General features: G+C 33.5%; 8 protein-coding genes. 3 read left to right on the top strand and 5 right to left on the bottom strand.

Annotated features, from left to right (window positions below; genetic code table 11):
• Positions 1-22: 22 nt before the first annotated feature.
• A complete protein-coding gene (gene dinB, locus ACYX4H_RS06120; RefSeq protein ID WP_475294919.1) occupies positions 23-1,123 on the bottom strand; it encodes a DNA polymerase IV in 1,101 nt (366 codons plus the stop codon).
• 89 nt (positions 1,124-1,212) lie between these two features.
• Between dinB and ACYX4H_RS06125 the strand changes: the two genes are divergently transcribed.
• The 3 genes from ACYX4H_RS06125 (at position 1,213) to ACYX4H_RS06135 (ending at position 3,175) form a co-directional block, all read left to right on the top strand.
• Positions 1,213-1,680, top strand: coding sequence for a CYTH domain-containing protein (locus ACYX4H_RS06125; RefSeq protein WP_476238331.1), 468 nt, complete (start codon positions 1,213-1,215; stop codon positions 1,678-1,680).
• A 74-nt stretch (positions 1,681-1,754) separates the two neighbouring features.
• The gene (locus tag ACYX4H_RS06130) at positions 1,755-2,297 is read left to right on the top strand and encodes a YciI family protein (protein WP_475294917.1); all 543 of its coding nucleotides are present in this window, start codon (positions 1,755-1,757) and stop codon (positions 2,295-2,297) included.
• Positions 2,298-2,401: 104 nt separating this feature from the next.
• Complete coding sequence (locus ACYX4H_RS06135) at positions 2,402-3,175, top strand: endonuclease/exonuclease/phosphatase family protein (protein ID WP_476238332.1); 774 nt, start codon at positions 2,402-2,404, stop codon at positions 3,173-3,175.
• Between the two features lie 40 nt (positions 3,176-3,215).
• Here ACYX4H_RS06135 and ACYX4H_RS06140 read toward each other — a convergent pair whose 3' ends face one another.
• From ACYX4H_RS06140 to ACYX4H_RS06155, 4 genes are all read right to left on the bottom strand, one after another.
• Positions 3,216-8,156 (bottom strand): LamG-like jellyroll fold domain-containing protein, encoded by a 4,941-nt coding sequence (locus ACYX4H_RS06140; RefSeq protein ID WP_476238334.1) that lies wholly within the window; start codon positions 8,154-8,156, stop codon positions 3,216-3,218.
• A gap of 223 nt (positions 8,157-8,379) precedes the next feature.
• Complete coding sequence (gene pbpC / locus ACYX4H_RS06145) at positions 8,380-10,731, bottom strand: penicillin-binding protein 1C (protein ID WP_476238335.1); 2,352 nt, start codon at positions 10,729-10,731, stop codon at positions 8,380-8,382.
• Between the two features lie 90 nt (positions 10,732-10,821).
• Positions 10,822-11,688, bottom strand: a complete 867-nt coding sequence (locus ACYX4H_RS06150; RefSeq protein ID WP_476238337.1) for an SH3 domain-containing protein — start codon at positions 11,686-11,688, stop codon at positions 10,822-10,824.
• 143 nt (positions 11,689-11,831) lie between these two features.
• Entirely contained in the window at positions 11,832-17,393 is a 5,562-nt protein-coding gene (locus ACYX4H_RS06155) for an MG2 domain-containing protein (protein ID WP_476238338.1), read from the bottom strand.
• Positions 17,394-17,439 lie beyond the last annotated feature (46 nt).

Here is a 17,439-nt window from a genome sequence, read left to right on the forward strand (position 1 = left end):
GGGTTAATTTTTTTTATTTACGCTAAAACCCAAACTTCAATTGCACACTCACGCTCTTTTTATCTGGTTTTTTTTCGGGCTTTTCAGTGTTTAAATTAGATAATGAAATGCCTAAAAGCCTTACGGAGTTTTGTAGTTTTTCTTGGTAAAGTAAATTTTTTGCAGTTTCTAAAATTATACTTTTATCACTTATAAAATAGGGTAATGTTTTGCTGCGTGTTTGTAATGAAAAATCACTGTATTTAATTTTTAAAGTTACTGTTTTGCCAGCTACATTACTTTTGTTTAGCCGTTTAGATACTTCTGCAGCAATATGTTTAAGTTTTTCAAGCATAAATACTTCGCTTGATAAATTTTCACTAAAAGTACGTTCGGCAGCTAAACTTTTTCGGGTGCGGTGTGGTTTTACTTCACTGGTATGAACGCCTCTTACAATGTAATAGTAATATGCACCAGATTTACCAAAGTTGGCTTCTAAATATTCTAGTGATTTTTGTTTTAAGTCGGCACCTGTAAAAATGCCTTTTTGGTACATTTTTTCGGCAGTTACTTTACCAACACCATAAAATTTTCTAATGTCTAAATCTTCAAGAAACTGCAAAACTTCTTCGGGGTTTACCGTTTTTTGTCCGTTAGGTTTATTATAGTCACTAGCAACTTTGGCAATAAATTTATTAATAGATATACCTGCAGATGCTGTAAGGCCAATGTTGTTTAAAATACGTTCACGAATTTCTTTTGCAATTAAAGAAGCACTTGGATTTCCTTTTTTATTTTGGGTAACATCTAAATAGGCTTCATCTAACGATAGCGGTTCCACTAAATCTGTATAATCATAAAAAATGGCTCTAATACGTTTTGAAATTTCAGAATAACGTTCAAAATTAGGTTTCACAAAAATTAAATCAGGACATAATTTAGCCGCCAAATTACCAGACATAGCACTTTTAACCCCAAATTTTCTTGCTTCGTAACTAGCTGCACTAACAACACCACGTTTACCGCCACCACCAACAGCAATGGGCTTTCCCTTTAGTTCAGGATTATCCATTTGCTCAACCGATGCGTAAAAAGCATCCATATCTACATGAATAATTTTTCGTTTTGGTAAATTATTAAACATACCACAAAATTATGCTAATTTTGAATACAAAATCACAATTTAACTACTTTTGAAATTGAGGTTTTTTGTTAATATAAATAGCAAAAATTATGATAGAAATAGAACGGAAATTTTTAGTTAAAAACACCAATTTTAAAGCACAAGCAACTAACAAAACTAAAATTTTACAAGGCTTTTTAAACACTCATAAAGAACGAACAGTAAGGGTTAGAATAAAAGGAGATATTGGTTTTTTAACCGTTAAAGGAAAAACATCTGAAAGCGGCTTGTCTAGGTTTGAATGGGAAAAACAAATACCTTATAACGAAGCTACTAGTTTATTAAATATTTGTGAACCCGGTGTTATAGATAAAATTCGTTATGAAGTACAAGTAAAAAACCATACTTTTGAAGTAGATGAGTTTTTTGGTGATAACCAAGGTTTAATTGTTGCTGAAGTTGAATTAAATAACGAAAATGAAGCATTTGAAAAACCAAATTGGTTGGGTGATGAAGTTACCGGAAACGTGAAATATTACAATTCTCAATTAAGTAAAAACCCCTTTAGTAATTGGTAATAAAAATAAAGCGCCATTAAATAATAATTTTTACAATGTTTTTATTGAACTTAGTAAAACCAAAACCCTAAAACATGAAAAAAGCATTGTTTGCATTAAGTTTTTTAGCTATTGTAGTTTCTTGTAAAGAAGAAACCAAAGCAAGCTTACCCGATATAAAACAAGTTGTTAAAGAAGAAACAACTAAAAAACAAGACACTGTTAAGTTAGTTGAAGTTGTAAAACCTAAAACCAAACAGCAAATAAAACAAGAACTTAAAGAAAAAGGTTTTGAGGTTTTTGATTATGTTGACGAAAAAACCAAAGACACCGTTTTAATGCAACAATACTTTATAGCATTTTTAAAAAGCGGTCCAATACGCACACAAAACGAAGAGGAAGCGGCCCAAATACAAAAAGAACATTTAGAGCATTTAGGCAAAATGTATGAACTTGGTTATGCTGATATTTCTGGGCCATTTGGTGACGATGGTGATATTAGAGGTATTACCATTTACAATGTGCCAACCCTAAAAATGGCCGATAGTTTAGCAAAATCTGATCCGGCAGTAAAAGCAGGTCGTTTAGAAATTGAAATACATCCGTGGTGGGCAGCAAAAGGATTTCCGTTACGTTAATTTTAAAAATTTTCAGGCTTATTTTTCAAGTTATAAATATAGCCTGTGTTGCCGCACTTTTAGCAATTCATTTTATAATAAAAGAAAGTACGTTTAAAACATCATTGTTTTTTTACAGCTTTCCGTTGCCTGTAATTATTGGTGTTATACTCATACTTTCAGTATTTATTGGTAAAAAATTTAGAAGAATTAACGTAGCATTAGCAGGTGTACTTTTAATAATTTGGTTAACCCGAAGTTTTAAAATTAGTATTACTGAAAGTATTAAAAGTACTGATGTTGAGGTTGTTTTTTGGAATGCATCTCACGATAGAGATTTTACCGATGTTTTTGAAGAATTTGAAACCATTCCAGATGTTATTGTATTATCTGAATACCATGGGAAAAAAATAGAAGAAACAAAAAAACAACATCCTAATTATTATTTTTATGAAAACCAAAACGAAGCAATTACTGTGTTTTCAAAACAACCAATTTTAGTAAAAAGTGTTAAACCATCAAAATACAATTCAACAGTTATAAATTTTGAAACTCACAACACAAACTTTTATGCGGTTGACGTTTCAGGAAGTTTTGATGTTCCAAGAAGTTGGGAGCTCAATTTTGTTACCAAAAACATATTAAACAATGAAAATACGTTGGTTTTGGGCGATTTTAATGTGCCTTATGAATCTAAATTATTAAAACCTTTAAAAACTAATTTTAATCATGCTTTTAACAAAAAAGGGTTTGGTTTTAGAGAAACGTGGTTTTATAATTTACCATTATTATCTCTAGATTATATTTGGGTTTCAAAAGACTTAAAAATTTTAAAAACCGAAAAAGTATGTACTTTTAAAAGCGATCATGCTATAATTAAAACTGTTATACGCCATTAGTTTTTTAATTGTGCCGTTAATAAAATTTGCAAGACAACACTTAATTATTGATTATTGTTTTTTTACTCAATTTAAATGTATTTGAGTATATTTTAGTTATGTAAACCCCATCCGGAAGATTTACTGGTATTACAATTTTACTTTCCGAAGAATTAGTGGCGTATTCTAATACTTTTTGGCCTAATGTATTTATAAGTTCTGCTTTTTCTATGAAATGATTCTTAGAATTAATAATTGTAAGGTTTTGATTTTTAAAATATAATATTATTTCATTTTCTAAAGCTTCGTTTTCAGTAGATAAACTTTGTTGGTTGGAGCTAAAAACTATTTCGAATCTATCGTTTATTTCCCCTGCTTCAACTGTTGTTATATATTTAGATTTTGTTAAATCATGATATGAGCTGTTTGTATTATCTCTTAAATAAATTCTTCTGTTAGCAAGATTTTCTAAGGAATTAATTTCTATTTCAATCACTCCACCATTTTTAGTGTTTATTCCTAGGGGTAATTTTTGTGCTTCGTCAAAATTATCTACAGCCTGAATTACAAGAGGCGTATTGTTAAGAAGCCAGTACATATCGTCATTAATAGATTCATTTAAAGTAGCTTCATAACCTAAATCAAAATCTTTTGATGCATTAGAGTCAACACCAACTAGTAATTGACGGTGGTACCCATCGGGAGAATTAAAGTTTAATCTTATTTTTTCTCTGGTATCATTATTTGATTTGGCTAACGCTCCTTTAATTTTAGATTTTAAAAAAGTTGAAGGATCTGCGGATTCTGTTTTAAAATCACGTTGACTATTTTTAAATACAATATCTCCACCTACAATGGGTTGTGTTAAATTAGGGTCATTATCAACGCCATCTTCGGTATCATCTCCTAAAGAACTGTCTATTGTTGTAGACACGAAAAAGCCTTGACCAATAGGAATATATCTCTCAGGAGTTTTGGTTCCTAAGTCTCCATTGTCATTAATTAAGGCATCATTTGAAACAGCTGGGGCTCCTCCCATTAAAGTATAGGAAGCATAACCACCAACATATTGTTTTAATACATGGCTTCCTCCCCCAAAATGTTCCCAAAAATATAAAGCGCCATTAATTATGTTTCCTGAGGTATTTCTTCCGCCATCTGCCACACCAATATTGTCTAATATAAATTCTCTAGCATCTATTGCAGAAGGGTAAGGGTTGCCAATTAAATAATCGTTATTTGGGTCTATAGTTAAAGTAATATCACCATTGTTGGGAGTGCCTTTAAATACGTAATTTTTTTCATTACTAATTGCACCAGTACCAGGGCCTTTCATGGTAAACCCTTCTCCTATATTAATTACTTTATTACTTCTTACTTGTTGCCATTGCGAATAATCTCCAGCAGAACTGTTGCCATATTTCCATATCCAATAATCTGCTATTTCTATTGGAGATGACGTATTATTTCCGTCATAATTACTACCGCCAACAAAGTTAATTGGCATTGGGTTATTAGGATCTTCTCCATCTAGTAAAATATCTGCAACAGTATACGTTTCGTCTCCATCAATAAAGGCATTGGGGTTAGCAGTATGTACGGGAGAAGACCAAAAATTATAAGTATAGCGATTTTCTGTTCCTTGCTGATCTCTTTCTAAAGTACCAGAACTTGACCCATCAATTATACTACCACTAGTTTGAACAAGTTGAGATTCTCCTTGTAAATCTATTGTTCCATCTAACTTTAAGTACCAGTTATTATATAGTCCTTTATCTGAAGAAACAGTTAATTCTACACCAGTATCTACTACAAGTCCAACCATTCCTTGAGTATTATAAGAACCGTTAAGCGTTACATTATGTTTTACATGTACTATTGAGACATCATCACTATTGTTTTGTTTAGATGTTATATCCCAAACATCACCATGTAACCACGTAGATGCATCTGTCCAATTACCATCTGAAGAAGTTTCATATGGTAAAGGAGCCGTTTGAAAGTAAATATCCTTGATATTATACAATTTAGCGCCAGATGCCAAATTACTAACTACATCATCGGTATAAGAATCCATTTTATAATATCTGGATAAGGTGCCTGCTAATGCTCCCGATATATTTGTTGAAATAAAACTACCTTGTTGGGCGGTATTTAATTCTTGATAAACCATGCGTTGTAGCTCATCTTTTGTAAGTGCTTTAGAGAATAACCTTGCTTCATCAATTTCTCCATGGAAATAATTACTATCGGTATCTGGTGTTCTACCAAGGGTAAAGCTAGAAGCGTCAACAGGTAATGCCCCTGAAATTGTGTTATTAGCTATTTCATTACCGTTAATGTATAATTTAAACTCTCCATCTGTACTGTTATATGTGGCAGCTATATGAACCCAAATTCTTGTAGTTATTGTGGTACTTTCTAAAGTGGTTCCATTGGCATAGGCTCTAGCTAAGCCACCACTTGTTATCATTAAATAAAAATTATCTTGACCTACAATAACCCTGTCTCCAGAAGCTCCCGGTTCTATTTTAATCCAAGCCATTAGTGTTGCATTGGGCCAACCGCTTGTTACAGAGCTTTCTTCAACATAATCATTTCTACCATCAAAGAACAAGGTGTAAGAATCGTTTAAATTTCGAGGTGATCCGTATGTTGTATTATCGGTATCAAAAGCATCTAATAGTCCGTCTTCATCAGTATCTGTATTTCCATCTATAACACCGTCATTGTCTCCATCTAAGGCAGTGTAAATGGTACGGTCTATGTCGCTTCCGTTTAGTGGGTTATTAGTGTTATCTTTACTATCTATATCTCTATAGTTTGGAATGCCATCTCCATCATCATCTAAAGGATCTGCGTAGCTGCTTCCAAAGTCATTCCCATCAGCATCATCGTCATTAGTATCTATTATGGTTAAAATACCATCGCCGTCTGCATCATCGTTATCAATTTTATTTACAAAATCTTCATTATCTAATCCATTACCAAGGCCATCTCCGTTAATATCAACATCACCTTTATGGTCGTTTTCAACATTGTCAAAAATACCATCGTTATCAGAATCTAGATCTAAGTAATCGGGAACCCCATCAGAATCAGTATCGGTGTAAGGTGCAGGAGGTGTTTCGTAAGAATCATGTACCCCGTTATTATTACTATCAACCCAACCCGTACCAAATAATGTGGCGTCTTTATCAAGATCTGCAAAACCTAACTCAACTACATTAGGAATTCCGTCATCATCATTATCTAAATCTGTAATATCAGGAACCCCATCTTCATCTATATCACATAATGTCTGTTTTACAAAAATGTCGTCTATAGCTAAGTCATTACCAGCACCTCCAGGGCTTTGGTTTGTTAATCTTACCTTAAATTGTGTGTAAGCTGAATTAAATGTTGCTGAAATATCAACCCAATCTCCGGTTATATAATTGGATGTTGGAGCAATTAAACCAGAAGACGTAGAAGCAATTACAGTATTGGTAGGATCTAATACTTCTATAAGAACAGAAGGTCTATTTCTAGAAGCAACTCCCGGAGCATCGGCTCTATCTAAATTAATAATAGAAAAACCATATGTTACATCTACCCCAGAGGTTACACCTGTTATGGTAGTTTCATAAAAAACACCAGCTGCATAATCTGCGTTAAACATAGCCATTCTACCATTAGTATCTCCAGAAGTATGATCAAGTCCCGGATACCAATATACATCTGCCCAAGATGCTACTTCGCCATTAGGTGTATCATTAAAACCATCTGCATCTGCAGCTTGGTAATATGCTACATACGAACCGTCATTTAAATTTATAGTGCCGCCACAAGTGCCTGTTCCGTCTTCATAGCAATATGATGCGCCTGTAATACTTGTTCTGGTTGTACCAGAGCCAAAGTCTTCGTTTAAAAAAATAACATCTGTGGTGTTGCCTATTGGGTTATTTATACAGATAGATTGTTCTTCTGAATCCAGAATGCCATCATTATCATCATCACCATCAATATTATCAGGAACCCCATCACCATCGGTATCGGGGAAAGTTTGTACGCCATTACCATCTACTAAAAAAGTGTACGAAGGGTTGGTAGCGTCATCTGAATTTATTGTAACTGTAGCCGAATAGTTGGTAATTGTTGAAGGGTTAAAAGCAACCGAAAATGTTTCAGAATTTCCTGCTGCAATTACCGCGTTATCTGGTTGGTCTGAGATAGTAAATACACCGCTTGGATCTGTAATAGGTAAAGTTAGTGTAAGTGCAGAGGTATTATTATTAGTAATTGTATATGTTTTTTCTAAGGGTATACTATTAATATCGTAAGAGCCATAGGCTGTATTGTTAGCTGTATTTGTAGTAGTGCTACCTGAAGTAATAGCATTACCGTTTCCCGAAATTTCCATTACACCTGCGGCGCTTCCGGTAATATTAATGGTATAATCTTCTACATCTCCTCTATAAGTATTGGTGAAGTTACAACCGTCTGCAGAAATAACAGCGCCATTGCCAGAACATGAAGAACAATATGAGCCTTGAATTCTTAATTTGGCTGTTCCGCTGGTTGCTGAAGGATCAATAGTAAAAGAACCTGTTTTAGTTTGTGTTAGGTCTGGCCAATTATCTGTATATGCCCCAGAATCATAAACTTGGGTAAAGTTTCCGTTATTATTATAATCTATCCAGATTCTAATTTTTACATCTCCCCACTGGTTACCACCTTTATCGTTTAATATTGAAAAGTTGTAAGTGTTTCCAGCAGTCATATCAACAGATATAGCTGTGTAATCTGTATATCGAGTATTGGAATTTGAGTTATTTATTTCTGCCGCAGAATTATCTCCATCTATAGTTACATTAGAAATGTGATGTCCGTTCCAATCAGTTAAATCATTACCTCCTAAAGAATGAATATTGTATGAGCATTGGCTATTAGTTTTATTAATACATAGTGTTATGTACACTAAAAGTAATAAACCCCTTGAGAGCATGTAGGTTATTTTCATGTGTGAGAGACTTAAGAGTAGATAAAATTTGAGAATATTTTAACTACGTAATTTTACATTTTATCGTATAATAATAGCATTTCGTCGATAAATTTAGTAAAAAGTTTTAAAAAACAAATTTTTTATTGGGAAATATGATTTTTAGTTAGTGAAAATTTATTTTTTATGTATTTCATCGATAAAATGTTTGGTAATGAACACATTATGAAAATATTTAGAGCTTTTATTGCTGAATTTGAATTTTAACTTTAGCTTCATTTCCAAATTCATCTACAACTGTTAAAGTATGCTCTCCTTGTTTTGGTAGTACAGCTATTTCATGAATGTTTTTGGTACTGCCTATAAACGCATTATCTATATACCAAAAGAGTTTGGTTTCGGGTTTTGAATGCGCTACTTTTAAAATAAACTCGTTAGCAGCGCCATTAAAATTTTTAGGTAAATAAATAGTGGTGTTGTTTTTAGGATAAATAAATTCCATAGAAATAGCGCTGTTGCTCAAACAATCACTTCTAAAAGGAGGCAATGGTTTATAAAACGGATTGTTTGTTTTGTAGTAATACGCCATTAAAGGAGGCAATACAAACCACGATGTGTGTTTTATATTATTTACATTTTCACAAGAAGTATTTACCTGAAATATTCCAGAATTATCTAGATGAATGAGTTTATGATAGGGGCAAGCCTTGGTTTTTAACCCGCTTACTTGAATATATGTTTCTTCAGTATCATTACAGTTAGGTGATGCTCTATGCCCGCTTTGTTTGCAAATGCTTACTTTTTGCATTTCATCAAAAGGTTTTGCAAACCATTTGCTTTTTGGTAGTATATTAAAAACTTCAAAAAGTATTGGAGCAGCGGTTTGTACACCAACCAGTCCTGGGCGTCCCTCACCATCGGCATTTCCAGCCCAAACACCTACAACATAATCTTTTGTGGTGCCAATAGCCCAAGCGTCTCTAAAACCAAAACTGGTACCAGTTTTCCAAGCAATTTGTTTAGAGTCATCAAAAAACTCCCAATTTTCATCACCTTCAGGTCTGTTAACATGTTTTAAACTTTCAAAAGTTAAATAAATTGAAGCCGCATCAAACACGGTTTTTTCAGTTTGTAGTTTTCCAAAGTTAACATTTTCAGAAGCCAGTAAAACAGGTTTACAAAATTCATTAGTATAATATTCACTTGAAGTTTCTGTAAAATGATTTAAGGTTGAAGACATGGCAGCGTAACTTTTACATAAATCCCAAAGGTTACTTTCGGCACCACCAAGAATTAAAGATAAGCCATAGTAATTGGCACTTTGTGTTAGGTTTTTTAAATGTAGCTGTTTTAAATAATGATAAAACCTGTTTAAGCCAAATTCTTGTAGCATTCTAACCGATGGTACGTTTAAAGATTGCGATAGCGCTTTACTTGCCGGAATTGCACCGGCATAAGTTTTATTGAAATTCTCTGGGTTGTAGCTACCAAACTGGCTAGGTACATCGGCCACCAAAGTGTTTGGTAACATATCGCCGGCATCTAACATGGCAGCGTATAAAAATGGTTTTAAAATACTGCCTGTGCTTCTTGGTTTATCAATTACATCAACATCTTTTTGATGTGTTTTTGTAGTTGGTGTATTGCCAACATAAGCCAAAACTTGTCGTGTTTTTACGTTTAAAACCAAAACAGCCGCATTATGAATTTCATTTTGACTTAATACTGAATGATGTTGTTTTACAATAGCATTTACTTGTTTTTGAAGTGAAACATTAATAGTGGTTTTTAAGGCTTCACCTGGATGCGTTTTAGATAATTTTTGTAAAACGTGCGGCGCTATTTGAGGTAATGGATAAGGTTTTTGAGGTAAATCTTCAGCAATTGATAGATTGTAAGTTAGCGTATCTATAATATTATTTTGAAGGAGTTTATTAAGCAATCTATCGCGTTTGTTTCGTAAATATATTTCATTTTTACCCGGATAAATTAAACTTGGCGCATTGGGTAAAACTGCTAAAGTAGCGTGTTCTGCCCAAGATAAATTATGAGGGCTTCGGTTAAAATACCGCCATGATGCAGCATTTAAACCAACAACATTACCGCCAAAGGGCGCATTACTTGCGTAGTAGCTTAAAATTTTTTCTTTTGAGGTTCTTAATTCTAAACGTGTAGCTAGAATTAGTTCTTTTAATTTTTCAAAATAAGTTCTTGGTTTACCTTGTCTAGATAAACGTATAACTTGTTGTGTTATGGTGCTACCACCACGTTTTATGGTGCCAGATTTTAGGTTGTTTTTTAACGCTTTAAAAATAGAAATAGGGTTAAAACCGGGGTGTTTATAAAAATATTCATCTTCAAACTGAATGATGCAGGTTTTAAATTTTTTTGGTAGACTATCATTATGCGGAAAGCGCCATTGGCCATCACTGGCTATTTTAGCTCCAATAAGTGTGTTGTTTGAGCTTGTTATTATTGTTGATGTTGGTGTTTTAAAAAGCTGTTTGGGTAAACAAAAATAATAGGCTACTAAAAGTATAGCTAGAATAGAAAATCTAATCTTTCGTTTTTTTATGTAGCCTAGTATTTTATTCAATTTATATGTTTTTTTTATTGTGAATGAAACGAAGAAACCCCATTAATTAAGATTGCTTCAGTCATTTTTCTTTAGTATAACGTTAAATTATTAACATCCCATTGGCACATCAAAAGCAATCACTTTTTCAATAGTTTCATCATACATAGTAGTAAAAATAACTTTAAAATATATTTTACTAATACCAATTACGGCTGCACCTTTATTAATGTTTTTATCGTTTTTAATCATATTATACCAAACCTCGCCACAATGCTCTTTTACAGCGTTTTTAAATGATGAAACATCAACTTTTATAAACTTGTTATGGGCCTTATTGTTGTATGTTATGGTTTCAAAAACACCTGTTTCTTTTGTTTTTAAAGGCTCCCAAGCAGAGTAATAATGTTTCCAATCTACTAAATCGCAATGCGGACCTTCAGCCTGAATAGTTATACTGTTTTCATGACGTTGAAACACTTTTATGCTTTTGTATTTTGAATGATGCCTAACACGCAACGTTTTACCTTCAACCGTTTCGCCCATTTCAATAATGGCGTCAATGGTTTTACTTGTGTGTGTTGATAGTTGATTATTACCAATAATTTCAGCTTTTACATTATCAAATTCCAAGGTGAAATCTTCAAAACCAACACTAAAGCGCTTGTTTATTTTACTTTCAGATAAAAAACCGTTAAACACATAACCAGTTCTGTTGTTATGAATATCGTCTTTACAAGTTACTTTTACCCATTGGCCTGAAATTACGTTGTTATTATCTTTAACATCAAGTTTTAAATTGGTACGTTCTGTTATTTCTAGCTCTGTACCATAAACGAGTTTATCTAAACGTTTAGAGTTTTGACTAGGGTTGTCTCTTAAAAATAAGCCATTATTGGCGTTTACGTATCTAATTTCTTGAGCGTTGGTAATATTGAATACCATCAATAGTACCACTATATAAATATATTTTATCATTTTTTTTGAAGTTTTTTGTGTTACCAACAAAGCAAAAGTGGTGTCAACCTAAACTTGTTTGGGGTTCTCAAAAACGATTAATAATCTGTAAGATGAGATTCTGAAACAACTTCAGAATGACACAGTTAATGCTTTTAGTAACGTTATTTAATTACATTAATCCACTGCCCTTTAGTTCTCACTAAAAAGTCGTTGTCATACATAGCTTCCGCTTGAATTCCTGGTAAATAATAGTTGCCTAAATAAGCAGCGTTTAGCATTACCGAGAATGTTTTGGTACTATTGGAATTTCCATGTTTGCTTAAGTCAAAATAGAAATTCACGCGGTCGTCTCTAATGTCTGTATAGCGCGCTTCATTAGAGGTGGCAGCCCCAAAATCTGTAAACCGGGTATTTACAATTTCCCATCCCGAAGGGAAAATTTGAGTAAGCGCCACATTATTTATTGCAGTATTTTTAAGATTATTAATCTTAACCGTAGCTACAAAATCTTGTCCTTGTTTTAAGTTGGTAATGTCTATGGTATTACCTTGTAAATCTTTGTAGTTGTAATGAATGCTTAAACCACGTTGTTCAGCAATTTCTTGTCCTAACGGTAGTTTTCCTGTGTTTAAAACACGCACATAAATTACGTTGTTTTGGTTGTTGGCTATGGTTAATGCATTTGCACCATTGTTAATTTTTAGTGTACGTTGTGCAATAGCATTTTTTGTATTAATTGTTTGTTTTTTTCCGTTAATAGTATAACTTAAATTAAGAGCTTTTCCGCCATTAGTATTTACCATTTTGGCCATAGCCAATAAGCTGTATGCTGTGGTTTGGGTGCTCATCCAACGGGTGCTAGATAAATCTTTAGCAATATCTTCAGCAATTTCTCTCATTTTAGAATTTTTGGTTAGTACCATAGTTTCTAAAGCCATGGCTCTGTTTCTATCAACAGATCCGTATGAGTAATAATCGTATTTATTAGGTGTGAAATTAATGTTGGCAAATTTTGAAATATTATCACTAGCCTCTTGTTGTCCTGCCAAAGCATAAGCTGCAGCTAAGCGCCATTTGGCATTGTTTGATAGTTCTGAAAACTCACGTAACCTATTCATTGCTGCTAAATCTGGGCTTCCAGCCAATGCCAAGGTATATAATCGGTAAGCTTGTGCTAAGTCTGAGTTGTAACGTTTATAGCTAGGGCGCCAATTTCTGGCAGCTTGTTTTTGGTATGCAATCCAATTACTTTTAAAAGTAAGCGGTAACACGTAGCCTTTCTTTTCAGCCTCAATCATAAAATGGCCAGCATAACTTGTGCCCCAATCGTCTGTACTGCTTTCACCAATCCAATAACTTAATCCACCATTTGGTTTTTGAAAATACCCAAGGCGTTTAATACCATTTTTAATATTTTCTTGAATATCTTGTTTTTTATCTGCCGTTAAATCAAAAATATCACCTAAAAATAACTGCGGAAATACGCTTGATGTTGTTTGCTCTACACACCCGTGCGGATACTGAATTAAGTATTGCATTCTGCGAGAGAAATCCATTGGCGGTAAGGTTGAAAACTCTACAGTGGCAGAATTTGTTCCGTGAACACCAAAGGTTTCAAAAGAAATAATTTCAAGAGCATTGGCTGTTACCGTTTTATCTAATGCTTTTGATGTAAACGGATTAGGATTAACCACATCAAGTTCTACTTTATATTTTGATGTTTCGCCGTTGCCGGTAGCAATAACTTCAACAGTATTAATGCCTTTTGCTTTGCTTACATCTAAAGTAAAATACGCCATTTTCTCATCAGGTTTTGGGAAACTTAACCTTTGTGTAGGTGCACCTTCAACCGTAATGCCATCACTTAATTTTAGGCTAATAGTCACGTTTTTCATCTTAGGTTCCATGGCAAAAACAGTTACTGGTAAGGTTACTTTTTCACCAGGACTTAATTTTCGCGGAAGCGTAGCCAATACCATTAAAGGTTTTTTAACTTGTACGGTTTTATCGGTACTTCCGTAGGCCTCTTTTGTATGGTCTCCTGCCACCACCATGGTTCTAACAGAACCAATGTAATTTGGCATTTTAATAGTGTGTAACTTTTGCTCGCCTTTCTTTAAATTATAGGGCCCAAAGTATTTTACAACAGGTTTAAATCTATTGGCTTTTTTCTTTTTGCCAGCAGCAGCACTACCATCTCCACCAATAGCAAACACTTGGTCTATGCTGCCAGAGTAGGCACCAACAACATCATCAAAAACATCCCAAGTTTTTACACCTAAGGCTTCACGAGCGTAAAAGCTGTTCCAGGCATTTGGTGTTTTAAAGCGTGTTAAATCTAGCAACCCTTCTTCAACCACAGCAATGGTGTAGGTCATGGGTTTTTTATTTTTTTCTGAAACTGAAACTTTAAATTCTTGCTCTGGACGCAGTACATCAGGCATTTTAATTTCAGGTTCTAATTTAGTTTCTGGGTTTTCTACCATCATTGGTATTACGCCGTAAAGACGAATTGGTAAATCGTTTGCTGTTATGGCGTGAGGTTGTAAAAGTGAGATGTTAATAAACACATTAGGAGCCATTTCTGAAGTTACAGGAATTGCTACGGTTGTTTCGCCTTTTTGTGTTTTTACCCATTGGTAATCTACTACTTCGGTGCCGTTTTCAATACTTACCAATGCACGACCTTCATTTCCAGATTGGAAGGTTACTTTGGCAGTTTCACCAACATTATAAGTTTCTTTATCACTTGAGAAAATGAGCATTTTAGCCGCTTCCTTGTCACCAGAACTTGCGTTTTGCCACCAATTTTTGTAAAAATACGCTGTTCTGCCAGTGGCATGCCCACTTACAGGATCTTCAATTCTAATTAAATAGCGACCTCTGTCATGGTTTGGTACATTTATATTAAAACTAGCTTTACCATTTGAATCTGTGTTTATTTTAGATGTTGAATACGGTTTATGATAGCTGCTAGACACATAACTTGATAAGTTATCATAAGATGAGTTCCACCACCAGCGCCATTCAATTTTATACACTTTTACTTGTAAATTGTTGCGTTTTATGGGGCTTCCTTCGGCATTAACAACTACCACGTCAAAGGTTTGGTTTTCATCTGTAAAATATGAGCCATATGCGTTTCCTTTAGGTGAGCGTAAACCAACAAATGAACTATATGGAGCATATTTTTTGGTGAATGCATCAATAGAGAAATCGCCACCGTTTTCAAAAGCTCTCACTAAAAATTGAGCATTTAACATGCCTGGAGCTTTCTTTTTAATGTTTATTTTTTTGTTAATGTTAGCTAAACCTTCTGCATTTACTTTACCTTCAAAAACATTAAATTCTTCAGTGTTAAAATTACGTGTCGGGTCATTAAACACATAGTTTTTGTAATTACTAAAACCGGTGTTTGATGCGCTAAACTTTGCTTTAACTTCTGTTTTTAAGTTTTTACCAGGGGCACCGTGTAACCATTTTACATCTAAATTTCCTGTAAGTGGCTTTTTAGCGGAAAGCACTTCATCATCAAAATCTATTTTAATTTTTAAACGGTTTGGTTTAACAGTTTCAATTTTTAAGCCTTTGTTAAAAGTTGCCCCGCCAACCGCTATTTTGGCATTGTAATTACCCGTTTTATCTTCGGTTGAAGTTGGTACAGTAAATTTATATACATTATTAAGGTTATTACTAGTTACGTTTTTATAGACTAGTTTCCCGTTTGGATTTGTAATTTCTAGCTTTACCGGGTGGCCTTTGGGTAATTTATTGGCATTATCATTTAACATAAAAGCTAGGTGTAGCGTATCGCCAGGTCTCCAAACACCACGTTCACCGTAAATGTAGCCTTTTAAGCCCCGTTGTAGTTTGCTTCCAGAAACATCAAACTTACTTAAAGATAGTGCATTACCATCATGAAGTCTTACATAGGTTACATTGTTTTCTTTTGAAACTATGGCAAAACTTGCATGTTTTTCAGCATCAATAATTGCTAAACCATCCTTATTGGTAGTGGCTGTTTCCATTTTTTGTTGCTGAAAATTGTAAAGCGTTACCGTTGCATTGGTTTCGGGTTCTGTGGTTAAAATATTGGTAACCGCAAAAAAGTATGATTTATTGCTGCCTTGTTTGGCAATAACGCCTAGGTTTGAGGCTATTAAATTTTGTGATGCTATTTTGCTTTCGCCATAGTAAGCATCGTGGCATGGGTTGTTTTCTTCTCGCCAATTGTAAGTGTAATTTTTGTAGCGGTACAAAAGGTTGTCCCAGTATTTTTCTTCACGAATTTCTTCGTTTTCATCATTTAGATTTTGGTCGTTTTCATAAAAATCATCTTCGTAATACGTGTCTTCATCTGTATTTAAAGTATTGTTATTTTCTTCACAATCATACAAAGAATAGCTTTTGTTAAAGCTAACTTCAACACGGTAAATGGCGCCAACATGGGCTTTAAAATAGTTTGATAAATCTATGCTATAAGCTTTCCATTTGCCAGTGTTTTCGGCAGCTGTTTGCAATTGAATAGTTCTTTTTGCAATACGGCGTCCCACTTTTTTAATGTTGTATTGGTTATTGCTGTTTAAATTGTTTTCTTGTAAAAACTGAAGCACATTGTCTTCAAAAATTTTAATAATTCTAACATCAACAGCACTTAGGTTTACCGCTTCAAAATTGAATTTTAATTCTTGAGAATTTGGTAAAATACTACCGCTGTTTAACAAGCGCACTTGTGGTTTTAAAGATTGAAATGCAACGGTTTCTGAAAATGGTTTTTTAAGTTTAAAACCATCGGTGTTTTTAATACCTTGAAACACATCAACACGAATGTTACCAACTAATTTAGTGCTTGGGTATACTTTTAAAACATTACCGTTAACCACATATTTTGGGTTTTTTGCTTTTTCAATAGACACTAAACCATCAAAATTTTGTTGTTTTTTTAATGGGTCTGAAAAATTAATAAGCAAATACTGTTCAGGTGATTGGTATACTTCGGTTTTTGTAATTGTAAAATTATTTATACCCGGAATTAGAATGGTGTTTTCGCCTTTATTGTCTGCATTAATAGCTGTACCATTCCATAATACGTCAATGTTGCTGTCTTCAATAACACGGTTAATACTATCAATTTTAAATTCGAAAACGGCACTATTTTTATAGCTTTCATTAAAAACAATATTTAGTTTTTTTCCGTTTTGTTTGGCTGTAATTAGTTTTTTGGCGTTTGTAATAGAAATAACATCGGCCGATTTTATAACGCCTTCTAAATACTGCCAGTTTTTTGTATACGATTGTAAATTGTTTGTAACCACATTAAAACTAGGTGTAATTGTTTTAAACTGAAAGGTGTAGTTTTTAAAATTTGAAGGGGTGTTTTTATAAATTTCAGATAATTTTACCGTAACGGTATATTCTGTTGAAGGTTCTAAATTTTCATCAGGTGTAAAAATTAGTATGTTGTTATTACTAACACTTAATTTACCTTCTACATGTGGTTTTACAGTTACAATGTTTGCGTTAATTTCTTTGGCAGTTTCCCAGCCATCAACAGGTTTAGCTAAATTAATTTGAATGGGTTTAGCTACAGATGTTATTCCAGAAGTTGTGTAGCTTATATAATCTCTGTACTTAAAAATATTATCGGTTTCAACAGTTTTTTCTTTACAGGAAATAATTACTGTAAACGCTAAAAAGGCAATAAATAGTTTTTTTAAATACATGAGAAAAAGATTTTAAATGAACACAAACAAAAAACTGTGCGGTGTT

This window comes from Seonamhaeicola sp. ABD4_340, from assembly GCF_056312135.1.

Coding starts and splice junctions, on each gene's coding strand:
- dinB (WP_475294919.1), bottom strand. CDS start 1,123: ATGTTTAATAATTTACCAAAACGAAAAATTATTCATGTAGATATGGAT.
- ACYX4H_RS06125 (WP_476238331.1), top strand. CDS start 1,213: ATGATAGAAATAGAACGGAAATTTTTAGTTAAAAACACCAATTTTAAA.
- ACYX4H_RS06130 (WP_475294917.1), top strand. CDS start 1,755: ATGAAAAAAGCATTGTTTGCATTAAGTTTTTTAGCTATTGTAGTTTCT.
- ACYX4H_RS06140 (WP_476238334.1), bottom strand. CDS start 8,156: ATGAAAATAACCTACATGCTCTCAAGGGGTTTATTACTTTTAGTGTAC.
- ACYX4H_RS06150 (WP_476238337.1), bottom strand. CDS start 11,688: ATGATAAAATATATTTATATAGTGGTACTATTGATGGTATTCAATATT.
- ACYX4H_RS06155 (WP_476238338.1), bottom strand. CDS start 17,393: ATGTATTTAAAAAAACTATTTATTGCCTTTTTAGCGTTTACAGTAATT.